General features: G+C 63.5%; 13 protein-coding genes and 1 tRNA gene. All 14 read right to left on the reverse strand.

The features are described 5' to 3' along the window. A partial coding sequence (locus tag AC5P66_RS19725) for a GTP-binding protein (RefSeq protein ID WP_353761873.1) occupies positions 1-162 on the reverse strand: 162 nt, incomplete at its 3' end. A gap of 52 nt (positions 163-214) precedes the next feature. Then, a complete protein-coding gene (gene fusA / locus AC5P66_RS19730) occupies positions 215-2,356 on the reverse strand; it encodes an elongation factor G (protein WP_049414677.1) in 2,142 nt (713 codons plus the stop codon). Positions 2,357-2,497: 141 nt separating this feature from the next. Continuing rightward, positions 2,498-2,971 (reverse strand): 30S ribosomal protein S7, encoded by a 474-nt coding sequence (gene rpsG, locus AC5P66_RS19735; RefSeq protein WP_004145321.1) that lies wholly within the window; start codon positions 2,969-2,971, stop codon positions 2,498-2,500. A 12-nt stretch (positions 2,972-2,983) separates the two neighbouring features. Continuing rightward, positions 2,984-3,358 carry a 30S ribosomal protein S12 gene (gene rpsL / locus AC5P66_RS19740; RefSeq protein WP_004145320.1) on the reverse strand — a complete coding sequence of 125 codons (375 nt, stop codon included), beginning with the start codon at positions 3,356-3,358 and terminating at the stop codon, positions 2,984-2,986. 284 nt (positions 3,359-3,642) lie between these two features. After that, on the reverse strand, positions 3,643-7,866 hold the full coding sequence (gene rpoC, locus AC5P66_RS19745) for a DNA-directed RNA polymerase subunit beta' (RefSeq protein ID WP_049435708.1): 4,224 nt from the start codon (positions 7,864-7,866) through the stop codon (positions 3,643-3,645). A gap of 87 nt (positions 7,867-7,953) precedes the next feature. After that, on the reverse strand, positions 7,954-12,108 hold the full coding sequence (gene rpoB / locus AC5P66_RS19750) for a DNA-directed RNA polymerase subunit beta (protein WP_005415409.1): 4,155 nt from the start codon (positions 12,106-12,108) through the stop codon (positions 7,954-7,956). 329 nt (positions 12,109-12,437) lie between these two features. Further along, a complete protein-coding gene (gene rplL, locus AC5P66_RS19755; RefSeq protein ID WP_005415408.1) occupies positions 12,438-12,806 on the reverse strand; it encodes a 50S ribosomal protein L7/L12 in 369 nt (122 codons plus the stop codon). Between the two features lie 63 nt (positions 12,807-12,869). After that, entirely contained in the window at positions 12,870-13,406 is a 537-nt protein-coding gene (rplJ, locus tag AC5P66_RS19760) for a 50S ribosomal protein L10 (protein ID WP_005408203.1), read from the reverse strand. Positions 13,407-13,792: 386 nt separating this feature from the next. After that, positions 13,793-14,491, reverse strand: coding sequence for a 50S ribosomal protein L1 (gene rplA, locus AC5P66_RS19765; RefSeq protein WP_005415407.1), 699 nt, complete (start codon positions 14,489-14,491; stop codon positions 13,793-13,795). A gap of 4 nt (positions 14,492-14,495) precedes the next feature. Further along, entirely contained in the window at positions 14,496-14,924 is a 429-nt protein-coding gene (gene rplK / locus AC5P66_RS19770; RefSeq protein WP_004145248.1) for a 50S ribosomal protein L11, read from the reverse strand. Between the two features lie 299 nt (positions 14,925-15,223). Further along, the gene (gene nusG, locus AC5P66_RS19775) at positions 15,224-15,784 is read right to left on the reverse strand and encodes a transcription termination/antitermination protein NusG (protein ID WP_004154362.1); all 561 of its coding nucleotides are present in this window, start codon (positions 15,782-15,784) and stop codon (positions 15,224-15,226) included. A 10-nt stretch (positions 15,785-15,794) separates the two neighbouring features. Further along, positions 15,795-16,208 (reverse strand): preprotein translocase subunit SecE, encoded by a 414-nt coding sequence (secE, locus tag AC5P66_RS19780; RefSeq protein ID WP_004145202.1) that lies wholly within the window; start codon positions 16,206-16,208, stop codon positions 15,795-15,797. Positions 16,209-16,257: 49 nt separating this feature from the next. Continuing rightward, positions 16,258-16,333: transfer RNA gene (locus AC5P66_RS19785), tRNA-Trp, on the reverse strand. A 102-nt stretch (positions 16,334-16,435) separates the two neighbouring features. Further along, positions 16,436-16,576: EF-Tu C-terminal domain-related protein (locus tag AC5P66_RS19790; RefSeq protein WP_495204990.1), on the reverse strand; the 141-nt coding region annotated here is incomplete at its 5' end.

Consider the following 16,576-nt stretch of genomic DNA (forward strand, 5'->3'; position numbering starts at 1 on the left):
CGGCGCGGCGTCGATCGAGGAGTAGTCCTTGAACTCGCCACCGAAGCGCTCGGCACCGATCTTGGTCAGTGCGGCGGTCAGCGTGGTCTTGCCGTGGTCGACGTGACCGATGGTGCCGACGTTGACGTGCGGCTTGGTGCGTTCGAACTTACCCTTTGCCATTGTTCTATACCTTGATTGTTCGTAAGTGGTTTCAAGAGAGGCTGAGCGAGGCTCAGCCCTTCTTCATGACGGCTTCGGCGATGTTGGTCGGAGCCGGCTCGTAGTGATCGAATTCCATGGTGAAGGTGGCGCGGCCCTGGGTCTGCGAACGCAGCGCAGTGGCGTAGCCGAACATTTCACCCAGCGGGATCATCGCGTTGATGATGCTGGCCGAACCGTCACCGGTGGTGTCGGAACCCTGCAGCACGCCGCGACGACGGCTGACGTCGCCCATCACGTCACCCTGGTAATCCTCCGGGGTCACGATCTCGACCTTCATGATCGGCTCCAGCAGCACCGGCTTGGCCTTGGCGAAGCCCTGCTTGAAGGCCATCGACGAAGCCAGCTTGAACGCCATTTCCGAGGAGTCGACGTCGTGGTACGAACCGAACACCAGCTTCACCTTGACGTCCACGACCGGGAAGCCAGCCAGCGGGCCGCTGGTGATGGTTTCGCGCAGGCCCTTCTCGACCGACGGGATGAACTCCTTCGGGATCACGCCGCCGGTGATGTCGTTGATGAACAGGAAGTCATCCTTGATCATCGGAGCGATCTTCGGATCGGCACGGTCGGCAGCGGTGATCGGCGACAGTTCGATCACGACGTGACCGTACTGACCCTTACCACCGGACTGCTTGGCGTGCTTGTAGTCCGACTTGACGTCGGCCAGGGTGATGGTTTCGCGGTAGGCCACCTGCGGCGCGCCGACGTTGGCTTCAACGTTGAACTCGCGCTTCAGGCGGTCAACGATGATGTCCAGGTGCAGCTCGCCCATGCCCGAGATGATGGTCTGGCCGGATTCTTCGTCGGTCTTGACGCGGAACGACGGATCTTCCTGTGCCAGGCGGCCCAGGGCCAGGCCCATCTTTTCCTGGTCCGACTTGGTCTTCGGCTCGACGGCCATCGAGATCACCGGCTCCGGGAACGTCATGCGCTCCAAGATGATCGGGGCGTCCACGGCGCACAGGGTGTCACCGGTGGTGGTGTCCTTCAGGCCCACGGCAGCAGCGATGTCACCGGCCAGAACTTCCTTGATTTCCTCGCGGTTGTTCGAGTGCATCTGCAGGATGCGGCCGATGCGCTCCTTCTTGCCCTTCACCGAGTTCAGCACGGTGTCGCCACCGTTCAGGGTGCCCGAGTAGACACGGAAGAAGGTCAGCGCGCCGACGAACGGGTCGGTGATGATCTTGAAGGCCAGCGACGAGAACGGAGCCTTGTCGTCCGACTTGCGGGTCATTTCGACGGTGTCGTCGTCAACGTCCACGCCCTTCACGTCCGGCACGTCGACCGGCGACGGCAGCAGCTGGATCACGCCGTCCAGCATGGCCTGCACGCCCTTGTTCTTGAAGGCCGAGCCGCAGTACATCGGCACGATCTCGGTAGCCAGGGTGCGGGTACGCAGGGCGTTGATGATTTCGGCCTCGGCCAGCTCTTCGCCGCCCAGGTACTTTTCCATCAGCTCTTCGCTGGCTTCGGCAGCGGTCTCGACCATGAACTGGCGAGCCTCTTCAGCCGGGCCCTGCAGTTCGGCCGGGATGTCGCTGTATTCGAACTTCATGCCCTGCGAAGCCTCATCCCAGTGGATGGCCTTCATCTTCAGCAGGTCGACAACGCCCTTGAAGTTGTCTTCAGCGCCGATCGGCAGCTGCATCGGCACGGCAACCGCACCCAGCTTGGCCTTCAGCTGGCCGACGACCTTCTGGAAGTTGGCACCGGTGCGGTCCATCTTGTTGACGAACGCGATGCGCGGCACGTGGTACTTGTTGGCCTGGCGCCACACGGTTTCCGACTGCGGCTGCACGCCACCGACGGCACACAGGACGAAGACGGCACCGTCGAGCACGCGAAGCGAACGCTCCACTTCGATGGTGAAGTCGACGTGCCCGGGGGTGTCGATGATGTTGAAGCGGTGCTCCGGCAGGGACTTGTCCATGCCCTTCCAGAACGCGGTGGTGGCAGCGGACTGGATCGTGATGCCACGCTCCTGCTCCTGCTCCATCCAGTCCATGGTGGCGGCGCCGTCGTGCACTTCACCGATCTTGTGGCTCTTGCCGGTGTAGAACAGGATGCGCTCGGACGTGGTGGTCTTGCCGGCATCGATGTGAGCCATGATGCCGAAGTTGCGGTAACGCTCGATGGGAGTGGAACGGGCCACGGGAGCCTCTCAGATTTCTTGGATTTCGGATGGCCGAACGCCGCCTTTCGGCGGCCTTCGGATTGGCGCAGTCCTTCTGGGACCGCGAGGCAGCACGCACCGAAGTGGTGCTGCCCTGCCTGTTTTACAAGGCCGTCAAACTCACCAGCGGTAGTGGGCGAATGCCTTGTTGGCTTCGGCCATGCGGTGGGTTTCTTCGCGCTTCTTGATGGCGCCGCCGCGGTTTTCCGAGGCGTCGATCAGTTCAGCAGCCAGCTTCTTCGGCATGGTGTTCTCACCACGCTTGCGCGCGGAGTCGATCAGCCAGCGCATGGCCAGGGCCATCTTGCGCGACGAACGCACTTCGACCGGCACCTGGTAGGTGGCACCACCGACGCGGCGCGACTTGACTTCGACCGCCGGAGCGACGTTGTCCAGGGCCTTCTGCACCAGTTCAATGGCGTTGGCGCTGCTGTTCTTCTCGGTGATCACGTCCATGGCGCCGTACACGATCTTTTCGGCGACGGACTTCTTGCCGCTCTGCATGACCATGTTGATGAAACGGGCGATGGTTTCGCTTCCGTGCTTCGGATCGGGCAGGACGGAACGCTGCGGAGTATTACCCTTACGCGACATTGTGCTCTCTCCTTATGCCTTCGGACGCTTGGCGCCGTACTTGGAACGGGCCTGGCGACGCTTGGCAACGCCGGCGGCGTCGAGCGAGCCACGAACGGTGTGGTAACGCACACCCGGCAGGTCCTTGACGCGACCGCCGCGGATCAGGACCACGGAGTGCTCCTGCAGGTTGTGGCCTTCACCACCGATGTAGGAAATCACTTCTTCCTGGTTGGTCAGGCGGACCTTGGCAACCTTGCGCAGAGCCGAGTTCGGCTTCTTCGGAGTGGTGGTGTAGACACGGGTGCAGACGCCACGGCGCTGCGGGCACTTGTCGAGCGCCGGCGAGGCACTCTTGTAGGTGGTCGCTTGCCGCGGCTTGCGGACCAGCTGGTTGATCGTCGCCATCAGTAGGTTCTTCTGATTGGTGGCCGGAAAATCCGGCCAGAGATGCGGAAATGTTAAAGCAGGCCGAAATTTTGGCCTGCTGAGACAGACGATTGTAGCAACCTGCAAGGAAAGCAGTCAAACGCCTCCTGTCAAGCCCGTCCCTGATCCCGGGACGTTACTGGGGGGCCTCCATGTACCCCGTTCAGGTTGGCTGGGTCGATCGCGGACGATCTCCCCTGCCCTTTCCCAATCCCATCGATGGACCGATGGGGTGGTCCGGCCTTGCGGCCGGACCGGATACCTCATTCTTCGCCCGAGGCCTGTTCAGCTTCGGCTTCAACCACCGGGGACTCGACCGCAGCCGGGGTGCCGGCCAGGGTCTGCATTTCCGAGTCGGTGAGACCGGAAGCGCCGCGACGGCGGTTGCTGTGGTAGGACAGGCCGGTACCGGCCGGGATCAGGCGGCCGACGATGACGTTTTCCTTCAGGCCACGCAGGTTGTCCTTGGTACCGCGGACGGCAGCCTCGGTCAGCACTCGGGTGGTCTCCTGGAAGGAGGCCGCCGAGATGAACGATTCGGTCGCCAGCGAGGCCTTGGTGATACCCAGCAGGACCGGATCGAAGCGCGCCGGCAGTTCGTTGCGGGTCGACAGGCGCGCATTCTCCTCGATAACGCGCTGGCGCTCCACCTGTTCGCCGTTCAGGAACTTGCTGCTGCCCTGGTCGGTGATCTCGACCTTGCGCAGCATCTGGCGGGTGATCACCTCGATGTGCTTGTCGTTGATCTTCACGCCCTGCAGGCGGTACACGTCCTGGATTTCCTTGACCAGGTAGGCAGCCAGCGGTTCGACACCCAGCAGGCGCAGGATGTCCTGCGGGCTCGGCTCGCCGTCCACGATGGTTTCACCCTTGGTGACATGCTCGCCTTCGAACACGATGACCTGGCGGTACTTCGGGATCAGCTCTTCGTGCTCCGAACCGTCGGTGTCCTTGATGATCAGGCGCTGCTTGCCCTTGGTGTCCTTGCCGAAGCTGATGATGCCCGAACGCTCGGCCAGCACCGCCGGATCCTTCGGCTTGCGCGCTTCGAACAGGTCGGCCACGCGCGGCAGACCACCAGTGATGTCGCGGGTCTTCGACGCTTCCTGCGGGATCTTGGCGACGACGTCGCCCACGCCCACCGGGGCGCCGTCCTGCAGGTTGACGATCGAACGCGGCGGCAGCAGGTACTGCGCCGGCAGGTCGGTGCCCGGGATCGACAGGTCGTTGCCCTTGGCGTCGACGATGCGCACGATCGGGCGCAGGTCCTTGGCCTGGGTACCACGACGCTTCGGATCGGTGATCTCGCGCGAGGCCAGGCCGGTCAGCTCGTCGGTCTTCTCGATGACGGTGATGCCGTCGACGAAATCGATGAAGCGGATGAAGCCGGCCACTTCCGACACGATCGGGTGGTTATGCGGATCCCAGTTGGCCACGGTCTGGCCCGCCTTGATCGCATCGCCGTCCTTGGACGTGATGGTCGCACCGTACGGCAGCTTGTAACGCTCACGCTCACGGCCGTGCGCATCGAGCACCGAGATTTCGCCCGAGCGCGACACCGCCACCAGCGAGCCGTTGGCGTGCTCGACGGACTTGAGGTTGCTGAACTTGACCGAGCCGGTGGTCTTGACGGTGATGTTGTCGACCGCAGCAGCTCGCGACGCCGCACCACCGATGTGGAACGTACGCATGGTCAGCTGGGTACCCGGCTCACCGATGGACTGGGCGGCGATGACGCCGACCGCTTCACCGATGTTGACCAGGTGGCCACGGGCCAGGTCGCGGCCGTAGCAGCGCGAGCAGACACCGAAGGCCGATTCACAGGAGATGGTCGAGCGGACCTTGATGGTCTGCACGCCGGCATCTTCCAGCTTGGCAACCCAGGCTTCGTCCAGCAGGGTGTTGCGGGTGACGATCGGATCTTCGTCGTTGCCCGGCAGGAACACGTCCTCGGCAACCACGCGGCCCAGCACGCGGTCCTTCAGCGGCTCGACCACGTCGCCGCCTTCCACGATCGGGGTCATGATCAGGCCTTCGGTGGTACCGCAATCCACTTCGGTGATCACCACGTCCTGCGCGACGTCGACCAGGCGACGGGTCAGGTAACCCGAGTTCGCGGTCTTCAGCGCGGTATCGGCCAGACCCTTACGGGCACCGTGGGTGGAGTTGAAGTACTCCTGCACGTTCAGGCCTTCGCGGAAGTTCGCCTTGATGGGCGTCTCGATGATCGAGCCGTCCGGGCGGGCCATCAGGCCACGCATGCCGGCCAGCTGACGGATCTGCGCCTGCGAACCACGCGCACCGGAGTCGGCCATGATGTACAGCGAGTTCATCGACTTCTGGTCGATGGTCTCGCCCTTGGCATTGACCACCTTCTCGGTACCGATGGTGTCCATCATCGCCTTGGCGATGCGCTCGTTGGTGCGCGACCAGATGTCGACCACCTTGTTGTAACGCTCGCCGGCGGTGACCAGGCCCGACTGGTACTGCTCCTGGATTTCCAGCACTTCGGCTTCGGCCTCGGTGAGGATGCCCTTCTTCTCGTCCGGGATCAGCATGTCGTCGATGCCGATCGAGACGCCGGCGCGGGTCGCATAGGCGAAGCCGGTGTACATCAGCTTGTCGGCGAACACGACCGTGTCCTTCAGGCCGAGCTGGCGGTAGCTGGAGTTGATCAGGCGGCTGATGTTCTTCTTGGTCAGCTCGACATTGGCCAGCGCGAACGGCAGGCCTTCCGGCAGGATTTCAGCCAGCAGGGCGCGACCGATCGTGGTGTCCACAATCGAGGTCCTGTTCTGCTTGTTGCCGTCTTCGTCGGTCACCACCTCGGTGATGCGGACCTTGACCTTGGCGTGCAGTTCCACCACGCGGTTGTCGTAGGCGCGCTTGACTTCGGCGATGTTGGCGAAGGCCATGCCCTCGCCCTTCTTGTTTTCCAGCGAGCGGGTCATGTAGTACAGACCCAGCACGACGTCCTGCGACGGCACGATGATCGGCTCGCCGTTGGCCGGCGACAGGATGTTGTTGGTCGACATCATCAGCGCACGCGCTTCCAGCTGGGCTTCCAGCGAGAGCGGCACGTGGACGGCCATCTGGTCACCGTCGAAGTCGGCGTTGAACGCGGTGCAGACCAGCGGGTGCAGCTGGATCGCCTTGCCCTCGATCAGCACCGGCTCGAACGCCTGGATGCCCAGGCGGTGCAGGGTCGGCGCACGGTTCAGCATCACCGGATGCTCGCGGATGACCTCTTCCAGGATGTCCCAGACTTCGGCTTCTTCGCGCTCGACCAGCTTCTTGGCGGCCTTGATGGTGGTGGCCAGGCCACGACGCTGCAGCTTGGCGAAGACGAACGGCTTGAACAGCTCCAGCGCCATCTTCTTCGGCAGGCCGCACTGGTGCAGGCGCAGGTACGGGCCGACCACGATGACCGAACGGCCCGAGTAGTCGACGCGCTTGCCGAGCAGGTTCTGGCGGAAGCGACCCTGCTTGCCCTTGATCATGTCGGCCAGCGACTTCAGCGGGCGCTTGTTGGTGCCGGTGATGGCACGACCGCGGCGGCCGTTGTCCAGCAGTGCATCGACCGATTCCTGCAGCATGCGCTTTTCATTGCGCACGATGATGTCCGGCGCGCTCAGTTCGAGCAGGCGGCGCAGGCGGTTGTTGCGGTTGATGACGCGGCGGTACAGGTCATTCAGGTCGGAGGTCGCGAAGCGGCCGCCATCCAGCGGGACCAGCGGACGCAGGTCCGGCGGCAGCACCGGCAGCACGGTCATGACCATCCATTCCGGACGGTTGCCCGATTCCAGGAAGGCTTCGATCAGCTTGATGCGCTTGGTGAGGCGCTTGAGCTTGGTTTCCGAACCGGTAGCGGCGATTTCCTCGCGCAGGCGGGTCATCTCGGACTGCAAGTCGATCGTGCGCAGCAGTTCGTACACGGCCTCGGCGCCCATGGCGGCGTCGAAGTCGTCACCGTGTTCCTGGCGGGCCTGCAGGTACTGTTCCTCGGTCAGCAGCTGGCGGCGCTCCAGGGCGGTCAGGCCCGGCTCGGTCACCACGTACGCTTCGAAGTACAGCACGCGCTCGATGTCGCGCAGGGTCATGTCCAGCATCAGGCCGATGCGCGACGGCAGCGACTTGAGGAACCAGATGTGCGCGACCGGCGAGGCCAGGTCGATGTGGCCCATGCGCTCGCGGCGCACCTTGGCCAGGGTTACTTCGGTGCCGCACTTTTCGCAGACCACGCCGCGGTGCTTCATGCGCTTGTACTTGCCGCACAGGCACTCGTAGTCCTTCACCGGGCCGAAGATGGCGGCGCAGAACAGGCCGTCGCGTTCCGGCTTGAAGGTACGGTAGTTGATGGTTTCCGGCTTCTTCACTTCGCCGAAGGACCACGAACGGATCAGGTCCGGCGAGGCCAGCGCGATCTTGATCGCGTCGAAGTCCAGCGTCTGGCGCTGCTGGTTGAAGAGGTTGAGCAGGTCTTTCATGGTGTTCTCCAGAAGGAGGAATGCTGTGTCGATGGGCTTTCAGTTCACTGCCAGCGGCGCGGCGGCGGACCGCCGCGCCGGCATGGATCAGTTGTCTTCCAGTTCCATGTTGATGGCCAGCGAGCGGATTTCCTTCACGAGCACGTTGAAGGATTCCGGCATGCCCGCGACCATCTCGTGCTCGCCGTCGACGATGTTCTTGTACATCTGGTTGCGGCCCTGCACGTCATCGGACTTCACCGTCAGCATTTCCTGCAGGGTGTAGGCCGCGCCGTAGGCTTCCAGCGCCCAGACTTCCATTTCACCGAAGCGCTGGCCGCCGAACTGCGCCTTGCCGCCCAGCGGCTGCTGGGTGACGAGCGAGTACGGACCGGTCGAACGGGCGTGCATCTTGTCGTCGACCAGGTGGTTCAGCTTCAGGTAGTGCATGTAACCGACGGTGGTATGGCGGTCGAATGCTTCACCGGTGCGGCCGTCGTACAGCTGGGTCTGGCCACTGCTCGGCAGGTCGGCCAGTTCCAGCATGCGCTTGATTTCCGCTTCGGTGGCACCGTCGAACACCGGGGTGGCCATCGGCACGCCGTCGGTCAGGTTGCGGGCCAGGCGCAGCAGCTCCTCGTCGCTGAACTGCGACAGGTCGACACGGTTGGCCACGTTGGTGTCGTCGTGGTTGTAGATGTCGTCCAGGAACTTGCGCAGGTCGGCGACCGCCGCCTGGGCTTCCAGCATCGCCTGGATCTTGCGACCCAGACCCTTGGCGGCCCAGCCCAGGTGCACTTCCAGGATCTGGCCGATGTTCATACGCGACGGCACGCCCAGCGGGTTCAGCACGATGTCCACGGTCTCGCCCGAGGCCATGTACGGCATGTCCTCGACCGGCACCACGTTGGACACCACACCCTTGTTGCCGTGGCGGCCTGCCATCTTGTCGCCCGGCTGGATGCGGCGCTTCACCGCCAGGAACACCTTGACCATCTTCAGCACGCCCGGGGCGAGGTCGTCGCCCGCGGTGATCTTGCCGCGCTTGTCGGCGAAGCGACGCTCGAATTCCTTCTCGTGCGCCTGGATCTGCTTCTGGGCGCGCTCGATGGCTTCCGAGGCGTCCTCGTCCTTCATGCGCAGGGCGAACCAGTCAGACTTCTTCAGGCCGTCGAGGAAGGCGTCGGTGATCACGTCACCCTTCTTCAGGCCAGCACCACCATTGACCACCTTGCCCACGATCTGCGAACGCAGACGCATGTAGATGGCCGCTTCCAGGATGCGGAACTGGTCATCGAAGTCCTTCTTGACGCGCTTGATTTCGGACTCTTCGATCTGGCGGGCGCGCTTGTCCTTCTCGATGCCGTCGCGGGTGAAGACCTGCACGTCGATGACGGTGCCGTCCATGCCCGGCGGAACGCGCAGCGAGCTGTCCTTAACGTCCGAAGCCTTCTCGCCGAAGATCGCGCGCAGCAGCTTCTCTTCCGGGGTCAGCTGGCTTTCGCCCTTCGGGGTGACCTTGCCGACCAGGATGTCGCCGGCGCGCACTTCGGCACCGATGTACACCACGCCGCTTTCGTCCAGGCGGTTCAGCGCCTGCTCGGAGACGTTCGGGATGTCGGCGGAGATTTCCTCCGGCCCCAGCTTGGTGTCGCGCGCGACGCAGGTCAGCTCTTCGATGTGGATCGTGGTGTAGCGATCCTCTTCCACCACGCGCTCGGAGAGCAGGATGGAGTCTTCGAAGTTGTAGCCGTTCCACGGCATGAACGCGATCAGCATGTTCTGGCCCAGGGCCAGCTCGCCGATGTCGGTGGACGGACCGTCGGCCAGCACGTCGCCGCGGGCAATGACGTCACCCACCTGGACCAGCGGACGCTGGTTGATGCAGGTGTTCTGGTTCGACCGGGTGTACTTGACCAGGTTGTAGATGTCCACGCCGGCGTCGGTGGCGCCAACGATCTCTTCCTCGTTGACCTTGACCACGATGCGGGCGGCGTCGATCTGCACGATCTCACCACCACGACGGGCGTTCACGGTCACACCCGAGTCACGCGCCACGGCGCGCTCGATGCCGGTGCCGACCAGCGGCTTCTGCGAACGCAGGGTCGGCACGGCCTGACGCTGCATGTTGGCGCCCATCAGTGCGCGGTTCGCGTCATCGTGCTCCAGGAACGGAACCAGCGCGGCCGCGATCGAGACGGTCTGCATCGGCGAAACGTCCATGAAGTGGACTTCCGCCGGCGGCTTCAGCAGCGATTCGCCCTGGAAGCGGCACGGAACGAACTGCTCGGTCAGGGTGCCCTTGGCGTCGGTCAGCGCGTTGGCCTGCGCAATGACGTACTCGTTCTCTTCAATGGCCGACAGGAACTCGACTTCGTCATAGACCTTGCCGTCCACGACCTTGCGGTACGGGGTCTCGAGGAAACCGTACTTGTTGGTGCGGGCGTACACGGCCAGCGAGTTGATCAGGCCGATGTTCGGGCCTTCCGGGGTTTCGATGGTGCAGACGCGGCCGTAGTGGGTCGGGTGCACGTCGCGCACTTCGAAGCCGGCGCGCTCACGGGTCAGACCGCCCGGGCCCAGGGCCGAGACGCGACGCTTGTGGGTCACTTCCGACAGCGGGTTGTTCTGGTCCATGAACTGCGACAGCTGCGAGGAGCCGAAGAACTCCTTGATGGCAGCGGCGACCGGCTTGGCGTTGATCAGTTCCTGCGGGGTCAGGCCTTCCGACTCGGCCATCGACAGGCGCTCCTTGACCGCACGCTCGACGCGGACCAGGCCGACGCGGAACACGTTCTCGGCCATTTCGCCGACCGAACGCACGCGACGGTTGCCCAGGTGATCGATGTCGTCGACCACGCCGCGACCGTTGCGGATCTCGGTCAGGACCTTGATCACGTCCAGGATGTCGGAGCTTTCGCCGTGGGCAGCGACCAGGCGCTTGGACTCTTCGTCGTTGCGCTCGCCGAAGTACTTGCTGTCGTACAGCACGGCTTCGCCGGTGGTTTCCTTGCGGCCCACGCGGCGGTTGAACTTCATGCGGCCGACCGCGGACAGGTCGTAGCGCTCGAAGGTGAAGAACAGGTTGTGGAACAGGTTCTGCGCGGCATCCTTGGTCGGCGGCTCGCCCGGACGCATCATGCGGTAGATCTCGACCAGGGCCTCCAGCTGGGTCTTGGTCGGGTCGATACGCAGGGTGTTGGACAGGTACGGGCCACGATCCAGGTCGTTCACCCACAGGGTGCCCACGGCATCCACACCGGCCTTGCGGAAGGCCTGCAGCTGCTCGTCCGTGATCTCGTCGTTGGCCTGGGCCAGCAGTTCGCCGGTCGAGGCATCGACCACGTCGTGCGACAGGATGCGGCCGACGATGTAGTCGTCCGGCACGGCCAGGGCGGCGATGCCCGAGGCTTCCAGCTGCTTGATGTGGCGCGCGGTGATGCGCTTGCCGGCTTCCACGATGACCTTGTCGCCGTCGGCGAGGTCGAAGCCCAGGGTCTCGCCACGCAGGCGCTCCGGCACCAGCTCCAGCTGGACGCCTTCATCCGGGTTGATGTGGAAGGTGTTGATCTCGAAGAACTCGGCCAGCATCTCTTCGTTGCTGTAGCCGAGCGCGCGCAGCAGGATCGACACCGGCAGCTTGCGGCGGCGGTCGATACGGGTGAACAGCGCGTCCTTCGGGTCGAACTCGAAGTCCAGCCAGGAGCCGCGGTAAGGAATGATGCGGGCGCTGTACAGCAGCTTGCCCGAGCTGTGGGTCTTGCCACGGTCGTGGTCGAAGAACACGCCCGGCGAGCGGTGCAGCTGGGAGACGATGACGCGCTCGGTGCCGTTGACGATGAAGGTGCCGTTCTCGGTCATCAGCGGGATTTCGCCCAGATAGACCTCCTGCTCCTTCACGTACTTGATGGCCTTGGTCGACGACTCACGGTCGTAGATCACCAGGCGCACGGTCACGCGCAGCGGGGCGCCGTAGCTCATGCCGCGCTGGCGGCACTCACGCTCGTCGAAGACCGGTTCGCCCAGCTTGTAGCCGACGTATTCCAGGGCAGCGTTGCCGCTGTAGCTGGCGATCGGGAAGACCGACTTCAGCGCAGCGTGCAGGCCGTGGTCCGTGCGCTTGGCCGGATCGACGTTTTCCTGCAGGAATTCACGATAGGAATCCACCTGGATGGCGAGCAGGAACGGCACTTCGAGAATCGAGCGCTGCTTGCCGAAATCCTTGCGGATACGCTTTTTTTCGGTGAACGAATAGGACGTCATGAGGTCTTCCACCTTGTTGTGCGGATCGTGCGCCCACGATCCGAAGGGAACTTGAAATTGTCAGTTGGAAGTCGCTGGTATTGCCGGCACCAGCACGCCTTCTCCCGCTACTTCCAACTGCCAACTCGTCTGCTACCACTCCCCCGCTGCCGCGCTCGGCGCTGGCCTGCCGGGGTTTGACTGCAGCCCGTGTTGGGCTTTTTCCTGCTTTTGAAACAGTCGACTAACAGTCGACCCTACCGGTACCACTACAACGACCAAAGGCCGGGGGCTTACGCCCCCAGCCTTGGCTGCATCGCCGCGAATCGGTGACGATGCAAGGTAACTGCTTACTTGACTTCGACAGTCGCGCCAGCAGCTTCCAGGTCCTTCTTCATCTTCTCGGCTTCTTCCTTCGAAGCGTTGTCCTTCAGGACGCCGCCGGCTTCGGCCAGGTCCTTCGCTTCCTTCAGGCCCAGGCCGGTGATGGCGCGGACGGCCTTGATGACTTCGACCTTCTTCTCGCCGGCAGTCTTCAGGGTGACGACGAATTCGGTCTGCTCTTCAACAGCAGCAGCCGGGCCAGCGGCAGCAGCCACGGCAACCGGAGCAGCGGCGGAGACGCCGAACTTCTCTTCGATGGCCTTGACCAGCTCCATCACTTCCATCAGGGACTTCTCGGCGATGGCGTCGACGATCTGTTCGTTGGTAAGGGACATGATTAATACCTTTGGATGATTTTCTGGGTTGAGGTTCCGTCAGGAACCACGGTAAGTCGAAACTCAGGCGGTCTCGGCGGCCGGCTCGGCAGCGTCAGCGGCGACATCGCCACCCCCCTGCTTCTCGCCAACGGCCTTGATCGCGCGGGCAAACATCGTGACCGGCTCGGTCAGGACGCGGGCCAGCATGGCCAGGGCCTGGTCGCGGGTCGGCAGCGATGCCAGCACGTCGACGTGGCTCGCCGGGAACACTTCACCACCGATGGCGACGACCTTAGCCTTCAGCTTGTCGTTGCCCTTGGCGGCTTCCTTGATCAGGCGACCGGCAGCGCCGGGCTCCTCGAGCGAGAACGCGTACAGCAGCGGACCAACCATCTGGTCCTGGGCGACTGCGAACTCGGTGCCTTCAACGGCGCGCGAAGCCAGGGTGTTCTTGACAACCTTCAAGAAAACACCGGTTTCACGAGCCTGCTTGCGCATCGCGGTCATCTGGGCGACCGTGGTGCCAGCGTATTCGGCTGCGATCAAGGAGTGGGCCTTGGCGGCGACGTCTGCCAGCTCGGCGACTACTTCTTGCTTCTGGGACAGATTGAGAGCCATTGCACTCCTCCTATTGAACTCCGCTTACGGCTCCTGCCGTGTGCGGTCCTGTGCGGCATCCGTCCTGGACGCCGGGAACATCGGGATGATGTTCCGGGGGTGGGCCGTTCTAGACCTGGAGTGGGCCAACCTGGGAAACCCAGACGTGCGTGAACCAGAAAAACTCCAGAAGGGCACCATCTACGCAGGGTGATTCCGGGGAATCGATTAAGCGCTCCTGACTGCTCCGGCGGCGACTCCTTGCCAGATCGAGCTTCCATGCCCGTCGCCGGTATTGCCACGACCGCGCCTGCGGTCTTTGACGGCTACCGCGGGCGATGCACTGCCAGCGATGCCTTCAAATGTCACGGTCACGGCACCCGGGGCACCGTGACCGCTTGAAACAATTACTTCAGGGTCAGCGACGACTGGTCGACGGTGACGCCCGGGCCCATCGTCGAGCTGACCGAAACCTTCTGCAGGTAGGTGCCCTTCGAGGTGGCCGGCTTGGCCTTGATCAGGTCCAGCAGCAGCGCGGTCAGGTTCGACTTCAGCGCGTCTTCGGCGAAGTCGGCCTTGCCGATGGTGCAGTGGATGATGCCGGCCTTGTCGGTGCGGTAACGGACCTGACCCGACTTGGCGTTCTTCACGGCTTCACCCGGGTTCGGGGAAACGGTGCCGACCTTCGGGTTCGGCATCAGGCCGCGCGGGCCCAGCACGGTGCCCAGCTTACCGACGACGCGCATGGCGTCCGGGGTCGCGATGACGACGTCGTAGTTCAGATCGCCGGCCTGCATCTTCTCGGCCAGGTCATCCATACCGACGGCGTCGGCGCCAGCAGCCAGGGCTTCGTCAGCCTTGGCACCGGCCGGAGCGAACACGGCGACGCGGACCGACTTGCCGGTACCGGCCGGCAGCACGGTGGAGCCACGGACCTGCTGGTCGGACTTCTTCGCATCGACGCCCAGGCGCACGGCAACGTCGATCGACTCGACGAACTTGGCCTTGGTGGCGGTCTTCAGGATGTTGATCGCGTCCTCGAAGGCGTATGCCTTGCCCGGAACGACGGCGGCCTTGATGGCCTTCTCACGCTTGGTCTGTGCCATCTTATTAACCCTCCACCACGAGGCCCATGGAACGGGCAGAGCCAGCGATGGTACGCACGGCGGCGTCCAGGTCGGCGGCAGTCAGATCCGGTTCCTTCGCCTTGGCGATCTCTTCCAGCTGCTTACGGGTGACCTTGCCGACCTTCTCGGTGTTCGGGCGCTTGGAGCCCGACGAGATGCCAGCAGCCTTCTTCAGCAGGGTGGTAGCCGGAGTGCTCTTGGTGATGAAGGTGAACGTACGGTCCGAGTAGGCCGTGATGATCACCGGAACCGGCAGACCCGGCTCGAGCTTCTGCGTGGCAGCGTTGAACGCCTTGCAGAATTCCATGATGTTCAGGCCACGCTGACCCAGCGCAGGACCGACCGGCGGCGAGGGGTTGGCCTGACCGGCCTTCACCTGCAGCTTGATGTAACCGACAACTTTCTTTGCCATGTGAGTGCTCTCCGGGTGCTAGCGCCTTTCGACAACAGGCTCCCCATCGGACCGGGAATCACGCGTCCCGGCATCGCGTTTTGAAATCATGCTGAAGGCCACCTTGCGGCGGCCTCGTCCTGCTGGCTTTCCGAGCAGGAAGCCGCGCACTATAACAGGTTTTTTCTTCACATGCCTGAAGCGGCACGTAAACGAACGGAACCGGGCCAGGCCCGGTTCCCTTTGTCGAGTCGAGCCATGCTCGACTACCGCACCATCCAGACCCCGGAGTCGAGCGTGGCTCGACTCTACAGGACAGGTCAGACGGCCTTTTCGACCTGGCCGAACTCGAGCTCGACCGGAGTGGCACGACCGAAGATCAGCACCGAGACGCGCAGACGGCTCTTCTCGTAGTTGACTTCTTCGACGACGCCATTGAAATCGTTGAACGGACCGTCGGTGACGCGGACCATCTGGCCCGGCTCGAACAGCACCTTCGGACGCGGCTTCTCGACACCTTCCTGAACGCGGTTCAGGATGGCCTCGGCCTCGGAATCGGCGATCGGCAGCGGACGATCGGCGGTGCCGCCGATGAAGCCCATGACGCGCGGGGTTTCCTTGACCAGATGCCAGCTTTCGTTGTCGATGCGCGGAATACCGGCTTCCTCGTGGGTCTCGATCTGGACCAGCACGTAACCCGGGAAGAACTTGCGCTCGGAACGGCGCTTCTGGCCGGCGCGCATCTCGACCACTTCCTCGGTCGGGACCAGGACGTCGCCGAAGCGCTCTTCCATGCCGTCACGGACGATGCGATCGCGCAGAGCCTGCGCCACCGACTTCTCGAAGCCCGAATAGGCGTGAACGACGTACCAACGCTTCATGCAATTCTCCTTAGCGGCTCAGGAACCACTGAGTCAGTTTCTGGATCAGGAAGTCGAAGCCACCCAGCAGAAGACTGAGGATGAGCACCACGACAATCACGACCCAGGTCATGCGGACGGCTTCCTGGCGCGTCGGCCAGACCACCTTGCGCAGTTCGAAGCGCGACTCGGAGAGGAATTCGCGGGTGTCGCGCCCCTTGCCGGTCAGCATGAACACGCCGATACCGCCAACCAGACCGACCACGACCGCCAATGCACGCAGCTGACCCGCCCACGCACCCAGCTGGGCGGCGCGACCGGAGTCGGCGGAGAACCAGAACCAGACGAACAGACCGGCCAGCACCAGCAGCGATGCGGCGACATACTTGACGATATCTCCACCGTTGGCGGAGTTGTCCTTGGAGTGTTCGATCTTGCTATTCATCCGGCTGTGTCTGCTTTAGCGGCCCAGGCCGCTGGATAAGGTGGGCAGATGGCACGCCAGGAGGGACTCGAACCCCCAACCTGCGGTTTTGGAGACCGCTGCTCTGCCAATTGAGCTACTGGCGTACGTTGAAAACTTGCCTTCCCTTAGACGGCGAAGGCGGACCGAGGTTCCCGGCCCGCCATTCGCGTAACCGGCGGCGCTATGCAACCACCGGTACTGCAGGCTTACTCGATGATCTTCGAGACCACGCCGGCGCCGACGGTACGGCCGCCTTCGCGGATGGCGAAGCGCAGGCCTTCGTCCATGGCCACCGGGTTGATCAGGGTGACTTCCATCTTGACGTTGTCACCCGGCATCACCATTTC

The organism is Stenotrophomonas sp. YJH_SMC_122 (assembly GCF_059369535.1).

Bases quoted from the DNA above. Each gene is read 5' to 3' on its own strand.
- secE (WP_004145202.1), bottom strand. From the start codon at position 16,208: ATGAATAGCAAGATCGAACACTCCAAGGACAACTCCGCCAACGGTGGA.
- rplK (WP_004145248.1), bottom strand. From the start codon at position 14,924: ATGGCAAAGAAAGTTGTCGGTTACATCAAGCTGCAGGTGAAGGCCGGT.
- rplA (WP_005415407.1), bottom strand. From the start codon at position 14,491: ATGGCACAGACCAAGCGTGAGAAGGCCATCAAGGCCGCCGTCGTTCCG.
- rpsG (WP_004145321.1), bottom strand. From the start codon at position 2,971: ATGTCGCGTAAGGGTAATACTCCGCAGCGTTCCGTCCTGCCCGATCCG.
- rpoB (WP_005415409.1), bottom strand. From the start codon at position 12,108: ATGACGTCCTATTCGTTCACCGAAAAAAAGCGTATCCGCAAGGATTTC.
- rplJ (WP_005408203.1), bottom strand. From the start codon at position 13,406: ATGGCTCTCAATCTGTCCCAGAAGCAAGAAGTAGTCGCCGAGCTGGCA.
- rpoC (WP_049435708.1), bottom strand. From the start codon at position 7,866: ATGAAAGACCTGCTCAACCTCTTCAACCAGCAGCGCCAGACGCTGGAC.
- rplL (WP_005415408.1), bottom strand. From the start codon at position 12,806: ATGTCCCTTACCAACGAACAGATCGTCGACGCCATCGCCGAGAAGTCC.
- nusG (WP_004154362.1), bottom strand. From the start codon at position 15,784: ATGAAGCGTTGGTACGTCGTTCACGCCTATTCGGGCTTCGAGAAGTCG.
- rpsL (WP_004145320.1), bottom strand. From the start codon at position 3,358: ATGGCGACGATCAACCAGCTGGTCCGCAAGCCGCGGCAAGCGACCACC.